Below are 21592 nucleotides of genomic sequence, written 5' to 3'. Positions count from 1 at the left end.
GTTGGGCTCCGTCAGTGGCGCTGGACGTGATTGGGCTGGGCCCTGTTGTGCGGCTTCTTCGGCCCCGTCAGGAAGGCGGCCGTGAGAAGCACCGGTCCGGCCAGAACGTAGACGTTCCACCACGACGACGTGTCCGCGCCCACGTACATGGCCACGCTGAACACCAATGCCACGGCCTGCGAGGCTGCAACCGTCGCAAGAACACCCGGTAGCTTCATTTCCTCCCCTTTCTGGTCGTACGACTCTGGCACGAAGCACTGACATCGGGCCACAGGCCCTCACAGCTTCGCTTCACCGGTTTGAAGATGGGTTCTGACTGAAGGAGATGAGCATCCCCGATTTGGGATGTCCTCGTACGGTCACGGCTCGCGTGACGGGATCACGCGCATTCCGGGGTCCTGCGGGGATTCGGGGGTGAGAACGGCCGTACCGCCCATGTAGGTGGTAGCGCGCGACGCGCCTAGCAAGGCGTTGAAGCGGTTGTACAGGTTCCGGGCTTCGGAGAGGTGTTCGGCACGCGTCCAGTGCCGCTCCATGGCCGCGATCGCGGTAGCGAGCCACTTGAACTCGTGGCGGTAGAGGGGGATACGGGCGCGCTGCCGGTCGGGCTGGACCACGGACGCGGCACCGGCACGCTGATACAGCATGGCAGTCACGTCGTTGACGGTGATCAAGCCTGGACCGTAGTACGGCAGGCTGTCCCTCCAGAGACGCAGAAGCCGTTCCGCCTCAAGTAACACCCTCTCCAGCGCGGCGAGTTCGTCCAGATTGATCGCGATGACCTCGGCCTCCGGCTGTTCGGGCGCGCTCGGGGTCGGGGCGGTGGTCCGGTTCCTGCGGAACATGGTTCCTCCGGTCAGAATCGTGGCTGTACGTCAAGGCCGGTCGGCCTGTCCGGTCCTCGCCACCCGGAATGGGTGGCGAGGACCGGGCGGAGCGACCGGAGCGACTGAAAGCTGATGGCCCGCGCCCCCCAGTCGGGGCGCGGGCCATCAGCGGGTAGCGCGAGCGTCAGAGGTCAGACGGCAATTGCTTGTCCGTCTCCGCGTCGTACGCGACTCCGGTCGGCGACAGCCGGATCGTCCGAGTCGTAGCCCGGGTTCCTTCCTTCCAACTCTTGCCGCCTATCGCCACATTCACCGTTACATCTGCGTATGGGTCCTTCACCGGAATCACGATTTGAGGGCTCTCTGCGAAGCGTCCCGTTTCCGGCTGGCTGACTGCACTCTTTCGACCCGAGTCGATGCGGAGATACTTGGCGTTCGACTCAAAAGCAGCGCTCAGTTCCACGATGACGCTGTCTCGGTCTCGGGTCCATCGGGCAACTACATCTGCGTCGACTGAGTCAGCAACCAAGTTGGCGCCGGACCTTCCCTTGTAGGCGCCTGCCTTTTGCTCGCGTTCCTTTTCCTTGTGGTCGCTATCCGCGCTTTGCCAGACGCCCGCCGCAGTAAGGGTCAGTGCGGCGATGGCTGCGACGTAGGGCCAGGTGCGTCGGCGTGCGCGCGCTTGGGTGTCGTCCTCCCCGGTGGAGGGTTCGAGGTTCGGGAGGTCGGGGACTTGATGCCATTGTGGTGCCTGGCTGTCTGTCGTCTCGAACCACTCGGCACGGTCGTTACCCATGCGGGCGACGGTAGCGCGTAGTTGGGCGGCCTGACCGGGGCTTCCCGCCAGTTCTGCGATGTCCGCGCGGGTGACGAGCCAGGCCACGGCCTGGATGGAGTTGATGCCGTGGGCGGTGATGTCTTCCCGCTCGCCGACCGCGGCGATGTTCGCGGCTTCGTTCAGTCGGCCATCATGCGCGGCTTGGAGGGCGGCGTGGTGCCGACTGTCGTGGGTGCGGGGGTCGAGGGTGTCGACCACGTTCGGCGGCAGCTTGAAGTCCTGGCCAGCGTCGGCGTCGAGTCCGTCGTGCTCGTAGGCCTCTTCGCTCTCCTCGGGCGCCGGTTCCTTGACCAAGGTCAGAACCGTCTCTGACTCCTGCTCTTGCTCTGTCTCTGTCCCTTGGCCGTGATCGACGCTGAGGGCCTGTTCTTGGGCCTTGCGCCGACGCGTTGAGGTGTCGGTGAGCGCGATCTCTTCCTCGGTGAGGACGGTCTGAACGATGTCCACGTGATCCGGGCCCACCTTCCATACGGCCTGGCCTGGGTCGAGGGTGCCGATCTTCTCGACGGCCCAGTCCGGAAGGCTGAGCAGGGCGCCGACCTTGGCGGCTTCCTTGGGGCCGAGGCGTCCGACGTGGGCGATCTCGCAGAGTCGGGCGAGGTCCTTGGCGCGGCCGTCGCCGAGGTCGGACAGGGTGTGCATCACGACGTCCAGCGACAGCGCGGCCTTGCGGCTGTTCTTGAGGAGTCGCTGGATCAACTCGGCGGTGGCCGGGCTGAGAAGGATCTGCCAGGCCTCTTCAAGGACCAGGTGCCGATGGATGGCGGTCGACTGCTTGAGCCAGACGTGTTCGACCCAGCACGTGATCGCGGCCATGAGGGCCGGGATTGCGGGTGAGTTCTTGTCCAGCTTGGTGAAGTCGAAGCTGATGATCGGCAGATCTGTTTCGGGAAGACCGGAGTTGGGGCCGTCGAACAGGCCGCGCAGGGCCCCGTCGGTGTAGTGGGTCAGGGCAAGCACGATGCCTTCACCCCAGTCGGTCAGTTTCCGGGCTGAGTACCGCCCGGCCTCGGGTGCCTGCAGGGCATCCACCAGGCCGCTGAGGGTCGAGGATTTGGGGCTGTTGAGGGCGTGCTGGAGGGCGTGGGCGGTCCGTTGGTTGAGGGCCTTGGGTTCGACTGCGGCGATCAGCGAGCGGATGAGCTGCTCGCGGACTTCTGGGGTGAACAGGGGTGAGCAGGGGTTGAGTGCGAATTCTCCCGCTTGGATCACCTGGCCGCCGAGGTCGCGGGTGAGGCGCGCCCACTCGCCCTCTTCGGCCTGGAGGTGCTGTTGTTCCCCGTAGCTGTCGAGGATGACGTATTGGTGGTCGTGGTCCCGGATCTCGCGGCGCGCGCGGATCTTCGCGGTGGTCGACTTGCCCGAGCCGAGCCCGCCCAGCGCGATCGAGTTGGTGGACGGCAGGATTTCGGCGTCGACCAGGACGGGCGAGAGGCGAAACAGCCGGCCGTCACTGGTCGAGCGTCCGATCTCGATGCCGGGGAAGGCAGCGTTGGACGCGGCGAGCGGCGCGGTGATCGCGGCATGGTTGGAGGGCAGTCGGATCACAGGATCGCCCCTTTGCCAGTAGAGGCCCCGTGCGCGGTGGTCATCACGTGGGCGCGGTGCTGCTGACCGGTGAGCCAGTCGAGACTCAGGCGGTGCTCGTCGGCGTCGAGCTGGGCCTTGAAGCGGGCGTCGGTGACGTGCTCGGGGCTGGTGCCCCAGACGGTCAGATAGGCGTCGATGTCCACGAGGGTGGCGCCGTGGACGAGCGCGTCGTGCATGGTGCCGCTCGACATGGCGTTCACGTCCTTCTTGATCTTGTCGTTGGTGAAGGCCTCGCCCGCGGCCGTCTGCCAGATCGCGGAGCGTCGGGCCTGCGCCACGGGGAGCGGCCGGTAGAGCACTGACAGGGAACGGGTCTTCATCTGGCGGTCCTTGAGCGGACGGTCCTGGTCGAGAAGGAGGTTCGCCATCAGGTCGTCGTCCGTGCTGGCCGGCCATCCGGTGATGCGGGCGGTGGCCGCGTACCGGCCGTCTTCGAGTGCGACCCACGCGGCCGTGCGGTCGCTGACGGCCGGCACCGCCTCGGGGCTGTGCTCCCGCAGGGCCCCGAGGGAGGAGAACTCCCGCTCGATGGTGTTCAGGACGCGCTCGGGGCGGGCAATCACGTTCTTCGGAATGTGGACGGAGATGGTCTGCACGTGGGTGGTGACGTCGTCGGCCTGCGAGTGGTGGGTGACGTGGATCTGAATTCCGGCGCTGCGGGCCTGGTTTCCGGCGTACGTCAGTGCGCGGGAGAACGCGGCATGGAAGCCTGCCCGCAGGTCGGCGTCCTGCATGGTGCCGTGGTACGGGTACAGGGTCCAGGTGCGGGTCTCACCCGCAGACCTGCCCAGACGGGGGTGGGCGCGCCGCTCGCGCCAGTGCCGGACGCCGACCGTCGCCCATCGGGCAATCGAGCGGTGTCCGGCCGTCACGTTGATCAGTCCGGCGTTGAGGGCGACCACGCCGAAGGCCCAGATCGGCGGCTTTTCGATCATGGCCGATGCGAGGACGGCGCCCCCTGCCCCGGCGTTCAACTTCGTCACCAGGGCCTCGAAAGGGCTGAGCCCGCGCTGGATGGCAGGGACGCGGTAGCCGGGGGTCAGGGAGTGCACGGCACTTTCCTCCTTCGTCTATGGGGTGCCCGACCCACCGCCGGGCGTCGGGCCTGAGCCGGACGCCGGCGGTGTAGGCCGGGGAGGGGCATGTTGGGCACGGGCTTCGCGTCGAGCGCGCATGACGCGCTCCTGGCGCTTTCCGTCGACTTGGGCCTGTGCGACGACCGAGTCGGTCGTCATCCGCCCCGGTCGCTTGCGCACCTTGAGCCCGTAGGCGCTCGCCAGGGCGTCGCCGTCCTGCGCCATGGCACGGCCGGGCGTCATGACGGTGCGGGGGCCACGGGGGGTGTTCTCCTGCTCGTAGAAGTCGGGCACGCCCGCGCGCACGGCCCTTTGTACGAGCGGGTTGTTGACGCGGTTCTCCACCATCGAACGTGCCGCACGAGCCATACGCGGCCCGAAGTACGGCAGACCATGGAAGATCATCCGGAGCATGAGGACGTCCGCAGCGACGAGCAGGACGGCGTCCATGACCAGTGAGCCCTCGACCACGGGCGTGAACACTCCGGCGAAGAGCAGGGCAAACGGGGCGAACATCAGCCCCAGCAGGCGCTGTGCCCACCTCTGGATGGCTTCCGTGTCTCCTCCGCGTGCGAGGGAGGCGATCACGATCGGCGAGATGCAAACGAACGCGAGGATGCCGAGCTGGCGCGTGGCGAAGACCAGTGCAGCGAATCCGAGGGCGACGACTAGCGCCGCCGTGATGATCAGTTGAGCCAGGGGGTTTTCCGCGTCCGCGCCGTTCTTCAGGTCGTCCTTGATGGCTCCGAACAGCGTGGACTGGTCCGAGTTGAATGCTTCGGTGAAGCCCTCGCTCACCCCGTCGTTCAGCAGCATCACCGCCCCGGGCACGGCCGCCATCCCAATCACGGCGACCAGCGTCCACCCGGTTGAGTTGCCCATCTGCTTGAGGCGTGGTGCGCCCTGCCACGCGGTCAGGGCGCACACCATCACCACGCACGTAAATATTGCGATGGCGAGATGCTGGCCCAACCACAAGAACGGTTCGAACAGCGCGTCCCCGGGTTTCTCCGGCGCCCATGCGTCTTTCGGCGCAATCAGGTTGTTGGTCTTTTTGATCAGCCAGTGGGCCAGGTCGTTGACTTGGTCGTTGGCTTCGCTGGCAAATCCGGTGTCAGCGTCCGGAGCGCCGGGGTCATCGGGATTGACGCTAGGCGGGTCACCTGCCTCGTCGTCCCCCGTGCAGTAGTCGTATCCGGGTGTGCCCTTGATGAGTTCGCACTTGTCGTCCGGCTTATCCGGCATCAGTTGTCACCTCCGCCCCCGCCGGGCGCCGCATCGGTGACCGTGCTGAAGAGATCGGCCCCATACAGCGCGAGAATCACCGCGACGAACAGGGTCCCGAGCGCGATACCGCCCTTGCGGAGTCCCGTCTTCGGGTCCTTGGCCGCGGCGAACAGCATCCGCAGAGCAATCACAGCGACAACGGCCGCCACGGCCTTGGTGACCAGACCAGTGCCGGTCATTCCGATGGAGTCGAAGAAGTCCGAGAACCCGTCCGAGAAGTCCTGGGGCTTGGCGAGGATGACATCAAATTTGGGCATGCTCAGATCTCCTTTTTCGCGTTGTGAGTCGGGCGGGCATAGCCGACCAGGTCAGACATCGAGTCGAGCCGCGAGTAGCGGACTTTCTCGCCGGGGCGCGGGGCGTCGACCATGTATCCGCCGCCGATGTAAATGCCGACGTGGTGAATACTGGCGGCGCTGTCGCCGTAGAACGCCAAATCGCCGATCTGCAATTCACCCGCCTTTACCGGCTCGGATGCCGCGTACTGTGCAGTGGCTGTGCGCGGCAGGGTGATACCGATTTTCGCGTAGGCGTACACGGTGAGTCCGGAGCAGTCGAACCCCTTGGTACTGCCTCCAGAACTTCCGTTCGGGGAGCAGCACGTTCCGGTACTCGGGCCGGACGCGTTTCCCCCGCCCCACGAATACGGAGTGCCAACCATTTTCTGAGCTGCGTTCACGGCCGTGGCGCCTTGCCGTGCGGTGATCAGGGTCCCGGGCTTTCCACCCTTGGCACTGCCCTGACCTGCCAGAGCGTTAATCGACCTGACATAGTTCTGGGTTTCCGCGTAGGGAGGAATACCGCCATACCTTTTGACGGCGCCCGAACCGGAGTTGTAGGCGGCGAGCATGTTGTTCGTCTTGTTGCCGGGAACATCCTTCACTTCATCCGCGATCTTGCACAGGTGTTCCGCAGACGACGGAATCGCATCCTCGGGGTCCAAGACGTCCCGCTTACCATCCCCGTTTCCATCTACCCCGCTGGTCTCCCAGGTGGCTGGCATGAACTGAGCGATACCCCGCGCGCCGACCGGGCTTTTGGCTTCCGGGTTGAAGCCGGATTCCTGGGTGAGTAGCGCGGCGAGCAGATTGGGTGTGACTTCCGGGCAGACGCTTCCTGCGTCCTCTATCAGGTCCTGGTACTTGGCCGGGACGCTGACGGTCAGCGCCGCGTTCAGGGCCGGGTTGTCGCCGGCGGCCTGGATGAGCGCAGCCCCGATGACGAGCAGGGTTGCCCCTCCGCCCGCCGCGGCTACTACAGCGGCAGATCTCACGTACTCCCCCTCTCCATCCTTCTTTCTGGTGTTCTCACTGGTCAGCGGTCGTTCCTGTGTCCGCTGGGAGTCCGCTGACGGTCCGCTGGGAGTCCGCTGGGGACCCGTCCACGGGACAGGGGAGCCCGCCCTCTGGACGGAGTGCCAGCAGGCACTCAGCGGACTGCCAGCGGGCTCCTGGCGGACTACGAACCGGCCCTGAAGGCGGCGGTGAGGTCGGTCAGCCAGTAGCCGCGGACCACACCCGCCTCGTCCTTTCCTGGCGAAACGTTGAGCAGCTTCGAGAGCTGTCGTCCGCGCTCACCGGCCCGGGATTCCATGATTCCGAGTGCGGGTGCCAGATCTGCCGTTGCCATGAACTCGACCCCCTTATCCCTCAGCAGGTCAATCGCCTGCTTCAGCGGGGTGTCCGGGGCCGCACTGAGGATCTTTTGATGCCTCTCGCGCGTTTCGTCAATCACTTCCCAAATGAATTCATCAGGGAAGTTGAAGCCCCGGATATGAGTGGACTTTCCGTGTACGAACAGCACGGCCTGGCCCTTGTGTTTCGGGTTGAACCGGACGGGGTTGATAGGTGCCATCGTGGTGAAGTATGAGTCTCCGAGGGCAACCTTTGCCGCGCCTTCCGAGTCGACGTACAGGCACGCCCGGTACTGGAACTGGGCCCGGACATTGACCGGAATTGCATCCTTGTCCGGACGCTGAGTCAGGAAGATCACAGACACGCCGGACTCCAGGGCCTTCGCGACCAGATACCGAGACTTTTCCTCAACCCGGGCAACCTGTTCCCGGGATTCCTTGGTGCCGTTGGAAACGTAGAAGTCTGCCGCTTCATCAACGATGAAGAACAGACGCCTGAACTTCGGCCCCGGCCTGCGCTCCTGAATCGCCTTTTCGGTCTCTGCGTACCGCTTGTCCACGAGAGGGATCAGCTCATCGAGGATATTTTCCAAGACGGCTGGATCAGTGGACGACTCGTAGCGCAGGGCGACTTCCTTGAACCGCGCCAGGCCGACAAACTTTCCGTCGAGCAAGACCAGATCGAAGTCATCGCCATAGGCGAGGAAAAGGCACGTGATGAGCCCGTTGAGCAGAGTGGTTTTACCCATCTGACTCATACCGGCGATCAGCATGGACGCCCTGTCGAACGTCTCCACACCGAACAACGAACCCGTGACGTCGTGCCCGAGTGGAATCCCGTCGAAAGCCCGGATCTGCTCGCGGTTCGGCGGATCGAAAAGGCGGCTGAACGGCGGCTCCTTGAGGACCAGGAGGGTGATTTGCCGCTCGTTCTCCCGGGACATCTCCAGCTTGAGGTGCAGGCGCGTCACGTTGAGCATCGACGCGATCGGCCCGAGCCGCTTGGCGACGTCCTCGTACGTGCCGCCAAAAGGCAGCAGGAACGTGTACTGCGTCCCGACATCCAACGCGGTGGTGTCGACGTCGTGCAGGGGAATCACGTCGTCCTTGTCGATCGCCCCCGTCCGCACCAGGGCTCGCGTCAGCTCCGGATGGGGCACAACAGCCACCTGAGCGCCGTCCTCGCCCGTGGGCGGGGATTCCTGCGCCAAGGTATTGGGCGCCTTTTCAGCGGGCTTCTTGGCCCATGCGCGCTGTACCCTCGACTTGACCCACCAGGCCGCGTACCCGAGGCCGATCAACACGCCGACGACAAGTAGAATCGTCGCCGGCCACGGAAGCCCCAGCCAGTCCCGGATCGCGTACAGGACGGCGGTCACCATGACTACGCCGCCGATCGCAGCGCCGAGCTGGCCGTAGAAGTCCTCTTCGCGTTCCTCGTAGTGGCGGTCGTGCCGCTTTCTCTTTTTTCCCATAAGCCCCCCGTTTCGGGATCAAGGGTCGCTGATCGTAACTCCGCTATGCAATTGCGATTTGACGGTTCGTGACGCTTCGCCGGATCTGCCCTGCGGGTCTGCGACCAAGTTGTTTCCAACCTTCGCTCGCCGAACGGCTCACCGGTTCTGCGCGGACTCGACTGCATGTACTTCCGGCAGTCGCGAGACAGCCCAGCCGACCCTGGTCGGCTGGGCTGTCTCGGTGGTGCCGGACGTAGTGGGGCGTTACAACTTTGGCACGCCCCACTGACAACTCAGGGCTCAGCTAGCCCCGTTGTCCCACCCGGTGTGCGGCGGGTTGAGCTGGCGGCAGAAGACGCACTGGCCGCAGCCGCCGCACGCCAGGCCGTTCGGGTCGTTGCAGGTCGGGCAGTTGCTGCCCTGGCAGTTGTTGCAGTCGTCCATCGTGATCTCCTTCGGTCGTCGGGTGTTCAGCGGAGCTGGTCGGCGACGTCTTCGCTGTCGTCAAGGTCGTCTGCGGTGTCCTTGCTGTCGTCGGCCAGGTCGGCCTCGACTTCCTCCGCCCAGACGCGGCGTACGCGTTCCTGACTGCCCTGGAATCCGGCGCGGCGGAAGGCCTTGACGGCCTGGCGGTACGAGCGGGGCGGGTCCTGGTTATAGCGGAAGTAGCGCAGTACCAGCCCGATTTGCGCGTTCGACAGCGGTTCGCCGATCGGCGGTACCGGCACACCTGCGACCGCTGCAAGGTCGACCAGCGTGACGGTCGTGCCGCAAGACGTGCCGGTCTGCCAGTCCGTCAGGTCTCCCACCTGCGGTTCGAGGGCAGGACGGTCCGTGACGGCCGGTGTGACGGGCAGGGCGAGCGCGGCGGGCTCCCAGTCCTCGAAGGTGGGAAGTTCGATCTCCGCGATCGGCGGCAGCGGCTTCTTGTCGATCGCGTCAGCGGTCGACTTGGCCTGGGAGTGCAGGCGGTCGGCGGTCCTCTGCTGTGCACGGAGGAGCTTGCGGCGGTAGTCGTCCTCTGCCTTGGAGATCTGCGCCTTCAGGTCGCCCTCGACCTGGAGGAGTTCGATGCGCGCGGCTGCATCGGCTTCCATCTGTTCGAGGCGGTCGGCCACGGCCTGACGACGCTCCGTGATGGTGCGGCGGGTCTCGAGGGAGACGTGGCGTCCGAGCGAGCGCAGCACGAACCACCAGACGGCCTTGGTGGCCAGGATCGCCGCCGGTGTGATGACGACCGCCAGGTCGCCGCCGGCGCCGGACGTGATCAGGTCAGCCGTGGGGATGGCCGCGATGCCCACAGTCAGGGCGAGGCCGGGCCACCGTACGAGCCGGGCACGGCGGACGTTGTTGCCGGCCAGGATCTCGGTTACCTGAAGGACGACCCACAGCAGATCGAGGGCCGCGACCGTCGGTGCGGACCACTCGCCGAAGTGCGGGTCGAGGATCTGGTAGCTGACCTTGATGGACAGCGCGGCCACGCCGAGCGTGAGTGCTCCGAGCACGGCGAGCACCACCGCCCGCGCGGACAGCAGGTCCTTCCACTTCTTGTCGTCGTCCATGTCGGTCCTCCGGACTGTCATGCGGCTGCCCACCAGGGCGAATCGGTCTTGACGCTGCCCCGCGCGGTGGCAATCGCCGCGTAGGCCTGCGCCACGGCCGCGGCAGCCTGCGCGCTTTCGAGGTAGCCGCGATCGGCACGATTAGCCGCGCGGTCGGCGTACTCCACCGCCCGCGCGAAGGCCTGGGCGGCGGTCATCTGGGGGTCGCTGCTCATGAGCACTCCTCTTCAGGCACAGGTCATGCACACGGTGTCGGCGTTCCGGATCACGAGGTCTCTCCGTTCAGCACGCCGAGGCGCCGCTTGAGGTAGTCGACTCCGGCCCAGTCGAACCGGATCAGGGAGCGTGTGACGGCCCCGGTCTCGGCGTCTCGGGTGTAGGCGAGCAGGACCGCCCCCCGCGAGTCCGTCTGGACGCTCATCCGGAAGACCGCGCCAAAGGTCTGAATGTCCGGGGTCGGGATGACCGGACCATCGTCCTCGGCCATCGAAACGGGTTCGTGGCCCCCACGGGCCTGATCGAACAGAGGCTGTGCGGTGTTGAGCATCTGTCTCTCCTTCACGCCGCAAGGGCGGTCTCGTTGGCCGAGCGCGGTGGCCGCGCACCATCGCGGTGATCACGGCTCCCTTGTCCCGCCGGGACAAGGGAGCTGACCTTCCGCGGGCGCCGCCGTCACCACGGTGGGACGGAGCGTCGGGCCATGCCGGGATCAGCGAGCTGGTGTACAAACTGCGGTCGGACTCCGGTCAGATGGCCCTTGGCCGTGCAGGCCGGGCACGTCCAGGCGGTGACGCCGAGCCAGGCCCCGCAGTTGTCGCACTGCTGCAAGCCGCTGCTGCGGAGCGCGAGCGGGGCCCGACCGGGGCCGACGCTGGACGAAATGACGATCCGCTCGAACCGGCCCTCGGTCTCGTCAGGCATGGGCCCGAGATCGTCGTCCTCGCCCTCCCAGTCCTCGAACAGCCCGCCAGTAGGGGCCGACGCCATGGTGATCACCACGCCTCCCGCACTGCCGTGACGGCCTGCTCCCGCTCGTCGGCGGGCGCGCCGTGTCCGGCTCGTACGAGCCGGTCACCGTCAGACCAGGCGGCCCCGGTGACGACGGGCTGAGCGTCGGGGCGCAGTACGTCGCGGACGATCACCGCGTACCGCGCGCACCGGCGGTTGAGCATCTCCCGCGCCATGGCGGGGTTGGTGACGACGGCCAGGACCTCAAAGGCGCCGCCGCCCGCGTTCTGGTAGATGGCGCCCACACGGCGCGGGCCGATCTGCCGCTCGACCACACGGTTCAGCGCCTCGCTCAAGAACCCGACCGTGACGGAGTGGGCGGTTGTCTGCTGCGGGTGCGGCCGGCCGTCGGACGGGACCGGCTGACGGCCGTCCCTCTCGTGGGGCTGTGGCCGTTGCGGCAGCGGGGGGCTGTCAGCAGCCGTGGGTGCGTAGGCAAGAATGGACATACGGATCACTCCTGTTGGTCCGTTGAGACCCCCGGCACACATGGCGTTGCACCGCCGTGCCGGGGGTCGCGTCGTCTGTGCGACGCAGCGCCCCGGACCGGTTCGACCCGGTCCGGGGCCCGCGATCTTTGCCCCTGTCTCACCTGTGCGTTCGGCTCCCTGGCCGCCCGGAGGGGCAGCGTGGGAGAAGGTGCGTGCAGTTGATCGCACAGGCAGGGCCTACGGCTTGTCGCAGATGCCTGAGGTGTTCTGACGGCCGCTCTTCCCGTGTGCAGGCTGCGGTGCGTCCACTTTTGAGTTCTCAAATCCCGCCGAACGCTCCTGCACCGGCCTTCCGCCACAAGGGGCGTTGGTTCCGGACCGTTGTCACGGCGTAGCAGTGCGCGAGGGTCGCACAAAGACCACCCTTTGGCCGCTAAAACCTAGGTTTTTGACGACTGGGAAGATGACACCACGCCTAGGGCCGCATGTCAATAACCCTAGGTTTTTATGGATCTGGAGTGGACGGAAGAGCGGCAGGGAGGCTAAAACCTAGGTCTGACCTAAGGTGGTTCGAAGACCACCGGCCGAGGAGACGACGCGCATGACAGAGCCCCGCCCCGCCGTCAAATGGCGAGTGCTCGCTGACCAGTTGCGCGCGCAGATCCAGGACGGCACGTACCCGCCCGGAGCAACGTTGCCGCAGCTCAAGGCATACGCGGCTGATCTCGGCGTCCATCACGAAACGGTTCGCACGGCATACAAGGCGCTGGAGAAAGAAGGGTTGATCCGGACGATCCAACGGCGTGGGTCGGTCGTGCTGGAGACGCCATTGCGCCGCCGCATCACGGGCGACACCGTTACTCGCGACCCCGTCCGTGGCCGTCCCACTCGCGCGAGCCTGGCGGCCCCGCCCGAAGTGACCACCGCGCTCGGCCTCGCCCCCGGTGCCGAGGCGCTTCGCATCCGGCGCGTCACAAGCCCCGCGGGAGCGCCGCCCTTTCAGCTCGTCGACACCTGGATCAGTCCGGCCGCAGTCGAGGATTCGCCGCGTATCGCCGACGTCGCGACCGACCTTGACGACTACGCAGCCCAGCTTGAGCAGGCTGGGCATGGACCACTCGACCGGGAAGAGACCCTCCGCGCTCGGATGCCGGACCGTAGCGAAGCGAAGCTGTTGGAGATCGCTACGTCCATTCCGGTCCTGGAGTCGGTCATCGTCGGCACTTCGGCACGCACCGGTAGACCGGTCGACGTGACGGTCTGTCTGATTCCTGGCGACCGCGTCGAGATCGTGAAGGAGCCCACCTATCCCGCTCATCCCGATCACCACCCGCCGCTTGATGGATCTTGACGGTGGCGACCCTGCTACCGATTGAGCAGCGCGGACAGTGACATCGGACGGTGACATGCCAATGTCACCCCCGATGTCACCAGCGGATCGGCCGTACCACCTGGCACCGTCGATCCGACCAAGCTCGTCACGGAGAAGGGGAGTCACATGGCTGATGACAGGCCCGACTGGGCACGGCGCATGCAGGACGAGCGGCTCGTTCGCGGCTGGTCTCAACTCGAAGCTGTCCAGCGCCTGTTGGCTCGCCTTCCCGATGACCCCGCCAACCCCGTGGACGAAGAGGGGATGCTGCGGCAGTGGAAGCGGTGGGAGAGCGGGCGCGTCTTCCCCGAGAAGTACAGGGCACAGATCGCCGAGACTTTCGGAACGGTGATGGGTGCCCTTTTCCCGGAACGCACCCGTACGCCACGCTCTCAACTTCAGGTTGTGACTGGCATGGACACCGTAGAGATCGTGGCTCGCATGCGCGCTTCGGACATCGACCAAGCCACCCTTGACGCCCTGCGAATCACCGTCGATCGGCTTGCCTGCGAGTACGCCTATACGCCCGCGTCTCAGCTTCTGACGGAGGGCCGGGCCTGGATGGGTCGAGTCGCCACGATGCTGAACCGCAGGGTGAGCCTGGCCCAGATGCGCGACCTGTACGCGATCGCCGGGAAGCTCGCCCTCCTGGTTGGCTGCGTCGAATTCGACTCGGGCCAGCCCCGCCAGGCAGAGGCCACCCGCCGCGCCGCGCTCTCCCTTGGAGACGAGGCCGGCCACCTCGGGGTGATCGGGTGGGGCCATGAGATGAGGTGCTGGTTCGCCCTGACTCGCGGCGACTACCGCGGAGTCATCCAGGCCGCCCGCGAAGGCGTAGCGCTCGCCGGGAACGAGTCGGTGGCCGCGCAGCTCTTCGCCCAAGAGGCGAAGGCCTGGGCGCGATTGGGCGACCGGCAGCAGACAGAGATCGCGCTCGACAAGGGGCGCCAAACCCTGGAGGCCCTGCCCTATCCCGAGTCGATTGAGGATCACTTCATCGTTGATCCCGCCAAGTACGACTTCTACCGCATGGACTGCTACCGCAAGGTTGGCGAGGACCAGCTCGCCGAACAGCTCGCGGGCGAAGTGATCCGTGCGAGCACCGATTGGGACGGCACCGAGCGAGCGCCCATGCGCATCGCGGAGGCACGCATCACTCTCGCGGTCGCTGCTGCGCGCGGCGGCGACCTGGACAGTGCCCTGACGTACGGCGAGCAAGCACTAGGCGGCGACCGGCAGTCACTGCCGAGCCTGGCCATGGTCTCCAGTGACCTAGGTCAAGTGCTGCACACCGCGTACCCCAAGGCCCCCGACGCGATCGAGTTCCTTGCCCACCTGCGGAACCTCAAGTCAAGTCAAGGTGATTGAGCCTGAGCCGAGCATTACGTGGGCCTGGCGGTGGTGGAGACACACCGTCAGAAGCCGTTCACTCAGCTCAGTTTGATGTACAGTTTTGATCACGCTGAAGGGGGAGTGATGACAGATCGTATTGCGGCAGTCGATGCGCTGCTGACCCGTTCGCCTATCGAGCTTCCTGCTCCGGCCGTGCGGTCCCATCTCCGCAAAGCCGTTGGCTGGACCCAGGAAGAGGTAGCCGAAGCTCTCGGAGTGCACCGGCAAGCCTTCATGCGTTGGGAGACCGGCCAGGCGCGCCCGCACCCGCGAAACCGCGCGGCGTACCTTCGCCTGTTGCAGGGGTGGGCCTCACAGTGCCCCGATGTTGCCCATGAGGCAGGTATGGGGGACTTCGTGCCCGCGCCATAAATGCGCGAGGCCGCCCCGTCTGCAAACGGAAGCGGCCCCGGCCTTACGTGATCGACTCCGGCCCTACCACAGTCCTGAGTCGTGAGCAGCGAGGTGACCTCGTCTGCCGGGTGATTCCCGTAGGCCCTAGGGCCCGCGTGGTCACCTGGACCCAGGATAGCCACGTCATCCTGGAACACCAGATAGCCGACCCATTTTGTCCACTATCTGCCCCGTCACATCACTGATCACGGCTCCCCTATCAGGGGAGACCCACCCAATGCACCGCCCGCAGCCAATTCCGATCACTGCGTCTCGAAGCACCTCCGATGTGGAGGTAATGCCGTGAGCGACGCGGGAACGCCCCACATCGATGACACAGCCTCGATCACTCACTCCCAAGCGCCTGCCAGTGGGGTATCTGTGCCCCGCCATCTGGGAGCTGGGGCAGACCTGGTGCACAGCCTCGATTACGTCGTGATGCTCCAGGTGATGTTCAACCTCGCGTCCGGTGTCGAGGCGACACCGATGACCGTTTGGAAGCAGCTCCAGGACCGCGGTATCCGTTCAGCGAAGAACGCCAAGGAGCTCGTGGGCAAGAACGCGGTGTACGAGTCGTTCGCGCGCCTTGTCGCCGCAGGGTACTTGCGGCGACAGCAGCTGCCGCATCCGAAGCTGCCTGGCCGTAAGGGGCCAGTGGTCTACCAGATGTACGACAACCCGGCGTGGAACCCAGACTGGCAGCAATCCGAAGCCGACATCACCGAAGATCACCGGTCGGTAAACCCGCAGGTCGGAACGCTTCCCGGAACGCCGGATCCTGAGTTCCGGAAAGCAGGAGAAACCGCAGGTCGAAACGCTTCCCGGAACGCCGGACGCGTCAACGCCGGATCCGGCGTTCCGGGAAGCGTCAACCGCATCGTTCCCGCAGGTCAGAACGCATCCCCAGTTCCGGGAAGCGGTATGGCCTCCCCCCCACACCCCCCGGAGGAGGTAACTACCTCCTCCCCCAGCCCCCTCACGGACACCAGCGGTCGCACGTCGTTGCCGTCACCAAGGGAGGAGGAGGAGGAGGAGGCTGGCTACGCCCAGGAAGACCTTCAGGCCTCCGCGGAGGTCTTGCAGTTGCTGCCCGATCCGTGGACTCAGGGCAAGGTGCGGGCGGGCAAGTTGGCGCCAAGGCTGCTCGCTGTGATGGCGGAGCAGGGATGGCCTGACATCCACTCCGTGGACCGGCACGTTCTGATTAAGCAGCTGACGAAGAACCCGGAGAAGATCAAGAACCACTCCAGCCTGCTGGCACGCGACCGGATCCCGAACCTGCCTCGCTACGCGGTCGTCGCCGCGCCCGTGTCGTCGGGGAGTTCCTCGGATCCTGACGCGCGGTGCCCGAAGCACCCCCAGTACCGCGCGGGGATCCGGTGTGTCCCCTGCATGACGGCCTGACACAAGGCGGGCCGGACCGTTGCTGCGGTCCGGCCCGTATCCCCTGCCCGTGCACCCGAACAGGAGACCACCAGTGTCCAGCACCCGGAACCTTCCCGCCTCACGCCTGTCCGCCGGCTCGGACGCGGCGTCGGACTTCTTGCGCACGCCCCCGCAGAACTTGGAGGCCGAACAGGCAGTACTCGGCACCCTGATGAGCAGTACCGGAGCAGCCGAACGGTTCTTCGCGGAGACCTTGGAAACCGGCATCGTCGCGGAGGAGTACTACCGTCCCGCGCACGCGGTGATTCACCGCGCCATCTGCGGTCTGCGGCAGAAGGCTGACGTGGTCGACCCTGTCACGGTCGCCGACGAACTCACACGGCGCGGCGAACTGGCCAAGGTCGGCGGCGCCTCGTACCTGCACGCGTGCGTTCAGATGGTGCCTTCGGCCGCGAACGGCGCGCACTATGCCGAGATCGTCCGAGCCAAGGCCTACCGACGCGCGGCGATCGAATCGGCTCAGAAAATCTTGCAGTACGCCTACAGCGAGGAAGGCGACGAGGCCGACGTACGCAGCCTCGTGGAGCAGGCCCTCACCGAGATCGCCGCAGGCATGCCCGGCCTCAATGCCGCGCCCCCCGTGGTCGATGACCTGTATCTCGACTTCGTGGACGAGCTGGAGAAGATCCAGGACGGACGGCAGATCGGGCTCACCTACGGCCTGGCCGATCTCGATACGGCGACGTCCGGCATGCACCCCGGGAACGTCACGGTGATCGCCGCCCAGTCCGGCGTCGGAAAAACGACCCTGGCACTGAACGCGGCGGTGGCCGCCGCCAAGACCGGCGCCCGGGTGATGTTCTCCTCGCTGGAGATGAGCAGCACGGAGCTCATGCAGAAGATCGTTTCAGCCGAAGGCCGGGTGCCCCTGCACCACCTCAACCGGCAAGGCGCCCTCACCGCGGAGGGGTGGCAGGCGGTGGAGCGCCTTGGGCGGGAGCTGTTCAAGACACTGCCGCTGCACGTGTACCGTCCTGACAGCGCCGAGCTACGGGACATCGAGTCAGCCGCCCGTGCATGCGTTCGCGGCGACGGCCTGGACGTCCTGGTCGTCGACTACCTTCAGCTCGTCCAGGTCGAGCAGACCCGCAACATCAACCGCGAACAAGCCGTTGCCGCAGTCTCACGCGGCCTCAAGAACCTTTCGGTGCAACTGGATTGCCACGTCATTGCCCTCTCCCAGCTCAACGACGACGGCATGATGCGCGAGTCACGAGCCATCAAGAACGACGCATCCGTTGTGATCAAAGTCGAGCGCCCGGACATGGACGAGCCCGAATCACCGCGCGCCGGTGAAGTGGACTTCGTGATCGAGAAGAACCGGTTCGGGGCACGGCCGACGATCTCGGCAGGCGCGCAACTGCACTTCAGTCGTTTCGTGGACATGGCCCGCACCTGACCGGTGCCACGCCCCCAGAACGCCCCTGAGTGCCCCGCTGACGGGCTTTCGTCCGGGTGGCGGGGAGAAGGGGCGGAGGTCTTGAAGATCGCCAGCGACACAGGCGCACAGGCGATCAAGCCGGATTGAGCTGTGAACCACGTTGCGGCGCGCCTGCCGGCCTCACCCCGAAGACGCCGTGCGGTTCGCCGGGCAGCTGCCCGGCGAACCGGTCACCACGGGGAGCGCACTCGTAGGACACTCGATGTACCGACCCGAAGGGAGAGCGCAGTGAGCGCCCAACCCGAACACCCGGCGAACAGCCGGACGCCCGCCATCGCGCACACCATCAACGCCATCGGCGACGCACTGAGCGGCGAGAAGCGCGCCCGCTTCTACGGCGAGGTCCTGGCGGCCGAGGAGGGCGACGTGCCCGGCGTCATGCGCCGCTGGTGGCAGACCGCGATGCTCGACCGCGCCCGCGGTGCCGAGACCAGCCGTGCCAATGCCGCCGCCGGTCACAATCTCGTCTCCCTCCAGGACCTTTCCGCGCGCCTTGAGGAGAGGGCCGCCGGATGAACGAGCCGCGCCGCGGCTGGACGGTGTGGACCGAAGAGATCCCCGCGGGCGTCATGCTCGACATGCCACCGGAACTGAGCAAGAAGGTGGTCAACTTTCTCGTCGCACTCGCGCTGGAAGTCGGCTCCGCCTACGACCAGGAGCAGCCGCTCCCGGGCGATCCGATGGACGACCTCGGCGTGCGCTACTCGCTCGCCATCGAGGGCGAGCCCGTCGTGTTCGAGTACACCGTCTACCCCGAGACGCGGGAGATCCGAATCCCCGTCCTGGTCTGGTTCCACTGACCCCAGCTCCACACCGAAAGAGGCCCCCGGAAGAAAGATCCGGAAGCCTCTTTCACCAGTGACATCGGCGTGATTTTCCCGCCGGACAGACGCGCGCCGGACACTCCGCGGTGACTGCCGAAGTCAGCGCACCGGTACCGGCGTAGGTACCTCCAAACGTACCGGCGTGGGTACCGCCGTACGTACCGGCGTGGGTACCGGCGTACGTACCGGCGTGGGTACCGGCGTCGATACGGGGGCTCTGACGTTGGCGCAGGTCAGGGGTGTTGGGTAACCGTCGATGGGCCGCTGACATCTCCTCCCCCCAGGGGTGGGGAGGAGACTCTTTCCTCTGGGGGCGCGTTCAGGTGCTGGGTGTGGCCCAGTTGAGGCCGAGTGCGGCGAGTGCGGCGAGCTTGTCCGCGGGGAGCTTGGCACGGCGGGTCTTGTTGTTCGACAAAAAGATGCCGAGCTTCACCTCAGTGCCGTCCGGCAGTGTCTCTACGTGGCTCCTGGGCACGGTCACCGAGCCGGTGCGGGCCTTGTACCGGGCCAGGGCCTGTACGCCTCGCTCGAAAGCGCTCACGCCCGTCGTGGCCCCTGCGGGCTCTTCGGCTGTGGGGGGCAGGGGCGTGATGCCGAGCTGGTCCAGGAGCTCGCGTTGCCCGTCCGCGAGGCCGCTCCACACGGTGTGCTCGCGCTGGCGGCCCAGCCAGGCGCCGACATCCATCCCATGCACGGTGACGCCGGGGGTGACATCGGTTCCCGGCTCGTCGGCGAGCAGCGCACTGGCCGCAGCGTAGTGGCGTTGCCAGTTCGCCGGCCACGCCGGATCCCAGTGTTCATCCACCGACTCCAGGGCCTGTTTCCAGTCGGGGTGGTCGTCCAGGGCGCCGGGCCTGCGCAGGTTCGACAGCCACTGCCCAACGGGCCGGTCGAGCATCGAGGCGGAGCGCGGCGCACACAGCGTCCAGTGCTCCGCGTAGTACGCCTTCGCGGCTTCGAGGTTCTCCTGGAACCGCTCGTCCGCGAGGCTCCACACCATGCCGAGCCGTTCCAGCCGCGCGGCGCGCTTGCCGGTCATCTGCTCGGCCCCGAACGCACGGCGCTGTTCGGCGATCCACTGACCCAGGGGGTAGGGGCCCTCCGTGTGCCCGTACGGCACACGCGCGTGCCCCTCCCGCTCGGCGAAGGCTTTGAGGTGCTGCCAGCCGCGGGCCCAGTCCCGTTTCTCGGTGTCGATCACGTTGAACGACACCCAGTCGGCGACCATGGCCGGGTCGCGCGGGGAGGCGAACCGCAGCAGCAACCGCGATTCCTCCTCTCCCTCCTCGGGCTTGGACCCGATGTTGACCGACGGCTGAACACGCTGTTTCTGCGACTGTTGAGGAAAGGCCAGCATTTCCACGGCTTCCTCATCATGCGCCCGCAGCCCCTCAAGAACCTTCACCAAAGGGCGCCACGACCGAGAGGTGAACATCTCCTCGGGCTTTTCATCCTCGGGAAGAAATACCGGCACGATCAGAGAGGCCACTTTTCCCTCTCCCGGCTGCTGACGCAACGCACGGCCAATGGCTTGCACAATGTCATGCGGCGCCCCCTTGGGATCCAAGAGCGCCACCGAATCCACCGCCCGGATATCGACACCCTCACCGAGCACACGGCAATTGGAGAGCACCGCACGCCGCGCGGTCGACCCGAACTGCCGCAGCACCTCGCGCCGCGTATCGGAATCGTGCGCACCACACAGCCAGTCCGCCCACACCTTCGCCGGGTACCGCTCGGGCTGCTCCGCGTGCAACCTGCCCGCCACCTGCTCCAGGCCCTCCGCGTACGCCTGCGCCTCTATCGTCCGGTGATGGAACGTGATGCACGTCTGAAGCCCATGCGTGCTCATGGTGTGCAGCAACGCCGACTGAAGCGCCCCCAGCCGCAGCCCCCGCACCTCCTCGCCGCGCTGCTCCTCGCTCCGCAGCAACTCCGGCGTCACCACCGGGTCCCGCAGCTCCACCACGATGATCTGATACCGCGCCAACAACCCCCGCGACACCGCCGAGGCGAGGCTGAGTTTGTACAGCACAGGCCCGAAAATCCGCTCGTCGTCCATCGACGCAGCCATCTCCTCCGGCAGTGCCCCGCGCACCCCCGCCAGGACCTCCGTACTTGGCCGTTCCTGCCAAATCCGCGGCGTCGCCGTCAGATACAACCGCCGAGCCGCCGGAATCACCGCCTGCACATGCACATCCGCCCACGCCTTACCCAGAGAGCCCGACGTCCGGTGTGCCTCGTCGACGACCACCAGGTCCATCGGCGCGAGCTGCTGCCCGTACGCGCCCTCGAACGCTTCCGCCAGCACCCCCAACGAGGCGTACGTGGCGAAGACGGCCACCGGACCGGTTCCGTGCCACAGAGCCAGTTGCACAGGCGACGTCGTCGCCCGCACCTCCATGCCCCACAGCTCCGGATCATCCTCCAGCGAGCACACCGCAACGGCCGGCCCCCGATGCCCCGCCGCACGCCACGCACTGAGCGTCTGGGTCAGCAGATCCAAGGTGGGGACCAGCACGAGAATCCGACCCCGGGGAACCAGCCGCCGTGCCGCCGCCGCCGCGATGATGGTTTTCCCCGTACCGCACGCCGCGTGCACCTGCCCCCGCAGACCATTCCGAGGAATCCCCCCGGGCGGGACATCCAGACCCCGCACAATGGCGGAGACGGCCTCAACCTGATGATCCCGAAGTTTCACTGACATGATCAGCGATCCCCTTCACGTAGAAATATGACGGCGAAACAAAAAGAGAAGCCCCGGCGGGAGATGTACGGCTCGGGGTGATGGCATCTGAGACCAGACACTACACAGTTCATCACTGTGATGCAGCACGCATGATGCAACCACCACACCTGAGAGTGACACTTGGCTGATTCGCACCCCACGTGGCCGGTTGCACTGTATGCTGTCGGGGTACGGGTGAACGTGAGAGTGCGAGACAGGGACGGGAGGCAGGTTAGAATGAAGCGTCACGGAGCCTACTTCTTTAGTTCTTTTGCAGATGGTTCGGC

At 66.3% G+C, this 21592-nt stretch carries 22 protein-coding genes; 7 read left to right on the top strand and 15 right to left on the bottom strand.

The genetic code is table 11. The features are described 5' to 3' along the window. Positions 1–11 precede the first annotated feature (11 nt). The 14 genes from ACIBKX_RS40365 to ACIBKX_RS40300 all read right to left on the bottom strand — a co-directional run bounded on the left by ACIBKX_RS40365 (position 12) and on the right by ACIBKX_RS40300 (position 11574). Positions 12–173, bottom strand: coding sequence for a hypothetical protein (locus tag ACIBKX_RS40365; protein ID WP_363277818.1), 162 nt, complete (start codon positions 171–173; stop codon positions 12–14). Positions 174–359: 186 nt separating this feature from the next. Next, positions 360–845 (bottom strand): hypothetical protein, encoded by a 486-nt coding sequence (locus tag ACIBKX_RS40360; protein WP_363277817.1) that lies wholly within the window; start codon positions 843–845, stop codon positions 360–362. A 166-nt stretch (positions 846–1011) separates the two neighbouring features. Continuing rightward, on the bottom strand, positions 1012–3213 hold the full coding sequence (locus tag ACIBKX_RS40355) for a hypothetical protein (protein ID WP_363277816.1): 2202 nt from the start codon (positions 3211–3213) through the stop codon (positions 1012–1014). After that, on the bottom strand, positions 3210–4307 hold the full coding sequence (locus ACIBKX_RS40350) for a hypothetical protein (RefSeq protein WP_363277815.1): 1098 nt from the start codon (positions 4305–4307) through the stop codon (positions 3210–3212). Before ACIBKX_RS40350 ends, ACIBKX_RS40355 begins: the two co-directional genes overlap by 4 nt. Before the next feature lie 18 nt (positions 4308–4325). Then, positions 4326–5576 (bottom strand): hypothetical protein, encoded by a 1251-nt coding sequence (locus ACIBKX_RS40345; protein ID WP_363277814.1) that lies wholly within the window; start codon positions 5574–5576, stop codon positions 4326–4328. Next, on the bottom strand, positions 5576–5875 hold the full coding sequence (locus ACIBKX_RS40340) for a hypothetical protein (RefSeq protein WP_363277813.1): 300 nt from the start codon (positions 5873–5875) through the stop codon (positions 5576–5578). Before ACIBKX_RS40340 ends, ACIBKX_RS40345 begins: the two co-directional genes overlap by 1 nt. A gap of 2 nt (positions 5876–5877) precedes the next feature. Continuing rightward, positions 5878–6891, bottom strand: a complete 1014-nt coding sequence (locus tag ACIBKX_RS40335) for a bifunctional lytic transglycosylase/C40 family peptidase (protein WP_363277812.1) — start codon at positions 6889–6891, stop codon at positions 5878–5880. A 185-nt stretch (positions 6892–7076) separates the two neighbouring features. Further along, positions 7077–8726, bottom strand: a complete 1650-nt coding sequence (locus tag ACIBKX_RS40330; RefSeq protein ID WP_363277811.1) for an FtsK/SpoIIIE domain-containing protein — start codon at positions 8724–8726, stop codon at positions 7077–7079. A 282-nt stretch (positions 8727–9008) separates the two neighbouring features. Then, complete coding sequence (locus tag ACIBKX_RS40325) at positions 9009–9152, bottom strand: hypothetical protein (RefSeq protein WP_363277810.1); 144 nt, start codon at positions 9150–9152, stop codon at positions 9009–9011. 26 nt (positions 9153–9178) lie between these two features. Further along, positions 9179–10291, bottom strand: a complete 1113-nt coding sequence (locus tag ACIBKX_RS40320) for a hypothetical protein (protein WP_363277809.1) — start codon at positions 10289–10291, stop codon at positions 9179–9181. After that, a complete protein-coding gene (locus ACIBKX_RS40315; RefSeq protein ID WP_363277808.1) occupies positions 10288–10485 on the bottom strand; it encodes a hypothetical protein in 198 nt (65 codons plus the stop codon). The genes ACIBKX_RS40320 and ACIBKX_RS40315 overlap by 4 nt, the downstream gene beginning before the upstream one ends. 50 nt (positions 10486–10535) lie before the next feature. After that, positions 10536–10817, bottom strand: coding sequence for a hypothetical protein (locus ACIBKX_RS40310; RefSeq protein WP_363277807.1), 282 nt, complete (start codon positions 10815–10817; stop codon positions 10536–10538). Between the two features lie 125 nt (positions 10818–10942). Further along, a complete protein-coding gene (locus tag ACIBKX_RS40305; protein ID WP_363277806.1) occupies positions 10943–11269 on the bottom strand; it encodes a hypothetical protein in 327 nt (108 codons plus the stop codon). Continuing rightward, complete coding sequence (locus tag ACIBKX_RS40300) at positions 11263–11574, bottom strand: hypothetical protein (protein WP_363277805.1); 312 nt, start codon at positions 11572–11574, stop codon at positions 11263–11265. Before ACIBKX_RS40300 ends, ACIBKX_RS40305 begins: the two co-directional genes overlap by 7 nt. Positions 11575–12310: 736 nt before the next feature. Here ACIBKX_RS40300 and ACIBKX_RS40295 point away from each other — a divergent pair. From ACIBKX_RS40295 to ACIBKX_RS40265, 7 genes are all read left to right on the top strand, one after another. Then, positions 12311–13060 carry a GntR family transcriptional regulator gene (locus tag ACIBKX_RS40295; RefSeq protein WP_363277804.1) on the top strand — a complete coding sequence of 250 codons (750 nt, stop codon included), beginning with the start codon at positions 12311–12313 and terminating at the stop codon, positions 13058–13060. Positions 13061–13207: 147 nt separating this feature from the next. Continuing rightward, positions 13208–14449 carry an XRE family transcriptional regulator gene (locus ACIBKX_RS40290; protein ID WP_363277803.1) on the top strand — a complete coding sequence of 414 codons (1242 nt, stop codon included), beginning with the start codon at positions 13208–13210 and terminating at the stop codon, positions 14447–14449. 75 nt (positions 14450–14524) lie between these two features. Further along, positions 14525–14845 (top strand): helix-turn-helix domain-containing protein, encoded by a 321-nt coding sequence (locus ACIBKX_RS40285; RefSeq protein ID WP_363277830.1) that lies wholly within the window; start codon positions 14525–14527, stop codon positions 14843–14845. 435 nt (positions 14846–15280) lie between these two features. After that, positions 15281–16270 (top strand): hypothetical protein, encoded by a 990-nt coding sequence (locus tag ACIBKX_RS40280; RefSeq protein WP_363277802.1) that lies wholly within the window; start codon positions 15281–15283, stop codon positions 16268–16270. 73 nt (positions 16271–16343) lie between these two features. Continuing rightward, a complete protein-coding gene (locus ACIBKX_RS40275; protein ID WP_363277801.1) occupies positions 16344–17711 on the top strand; it encodes a DnaB-like helicase C-terminal domain-containing protein in 1368 nt (455 codons plus the stop codon). Positions 17712–17981: 270 nt separating this feature from the next. Then, positions 17982–18269, top strand: coding sequence for a hypothetical protein (locus tag ACIBKX_RS40270; protein WP_363277800.1), 288 nt, complete (start codon positions 17982–17984; stop codon positions 18267–18269). Next, the gene (locus ACIBKX_RS40265; RefSeq protein WP_363277799.1) at positions 18266–18553 is read left to right on the top strand and encodes a hypothetical protein; all 288 of its coding nucleotides are present in this window, start codon (positions 18266–18268) and stop codon (positions 18551–18553) included. Before ACIBKX_RS40270 ends, ACIBKX_RS40265 begins: the two co-directional genes overlap by 4 nt. Positions 18554–18896: 343 nt before the next feature. On the opposite strand, the gene ACIBKX_RS40260 is transcribed toward ACIBKX_RS40265, so the two are convergent. After that, entirely contained in the window at positions 18897–21284 is a 2388-nt protein-coding gene (locus tag ACIBKX_RS40260; protein WP_363277798.1) for a Helicase associated domain protein, read from the bottom strand. Positions 21285–21592 lie beyond the last annotated feature (308 nt).

It is taken from the genome of Streptomyces sp. NPDC050658, from assembly GCF_044457025.1.
Lineage (GTDB): Bacteria > Actinomycetota > Actinomycetes > Streptomycetales > Streptomycetaceae > Streptomyces.
Note: the sequence above shows the minus strand (reverse complement) of the source record. Positions and strands in the feature narration are given on the sequence as shown.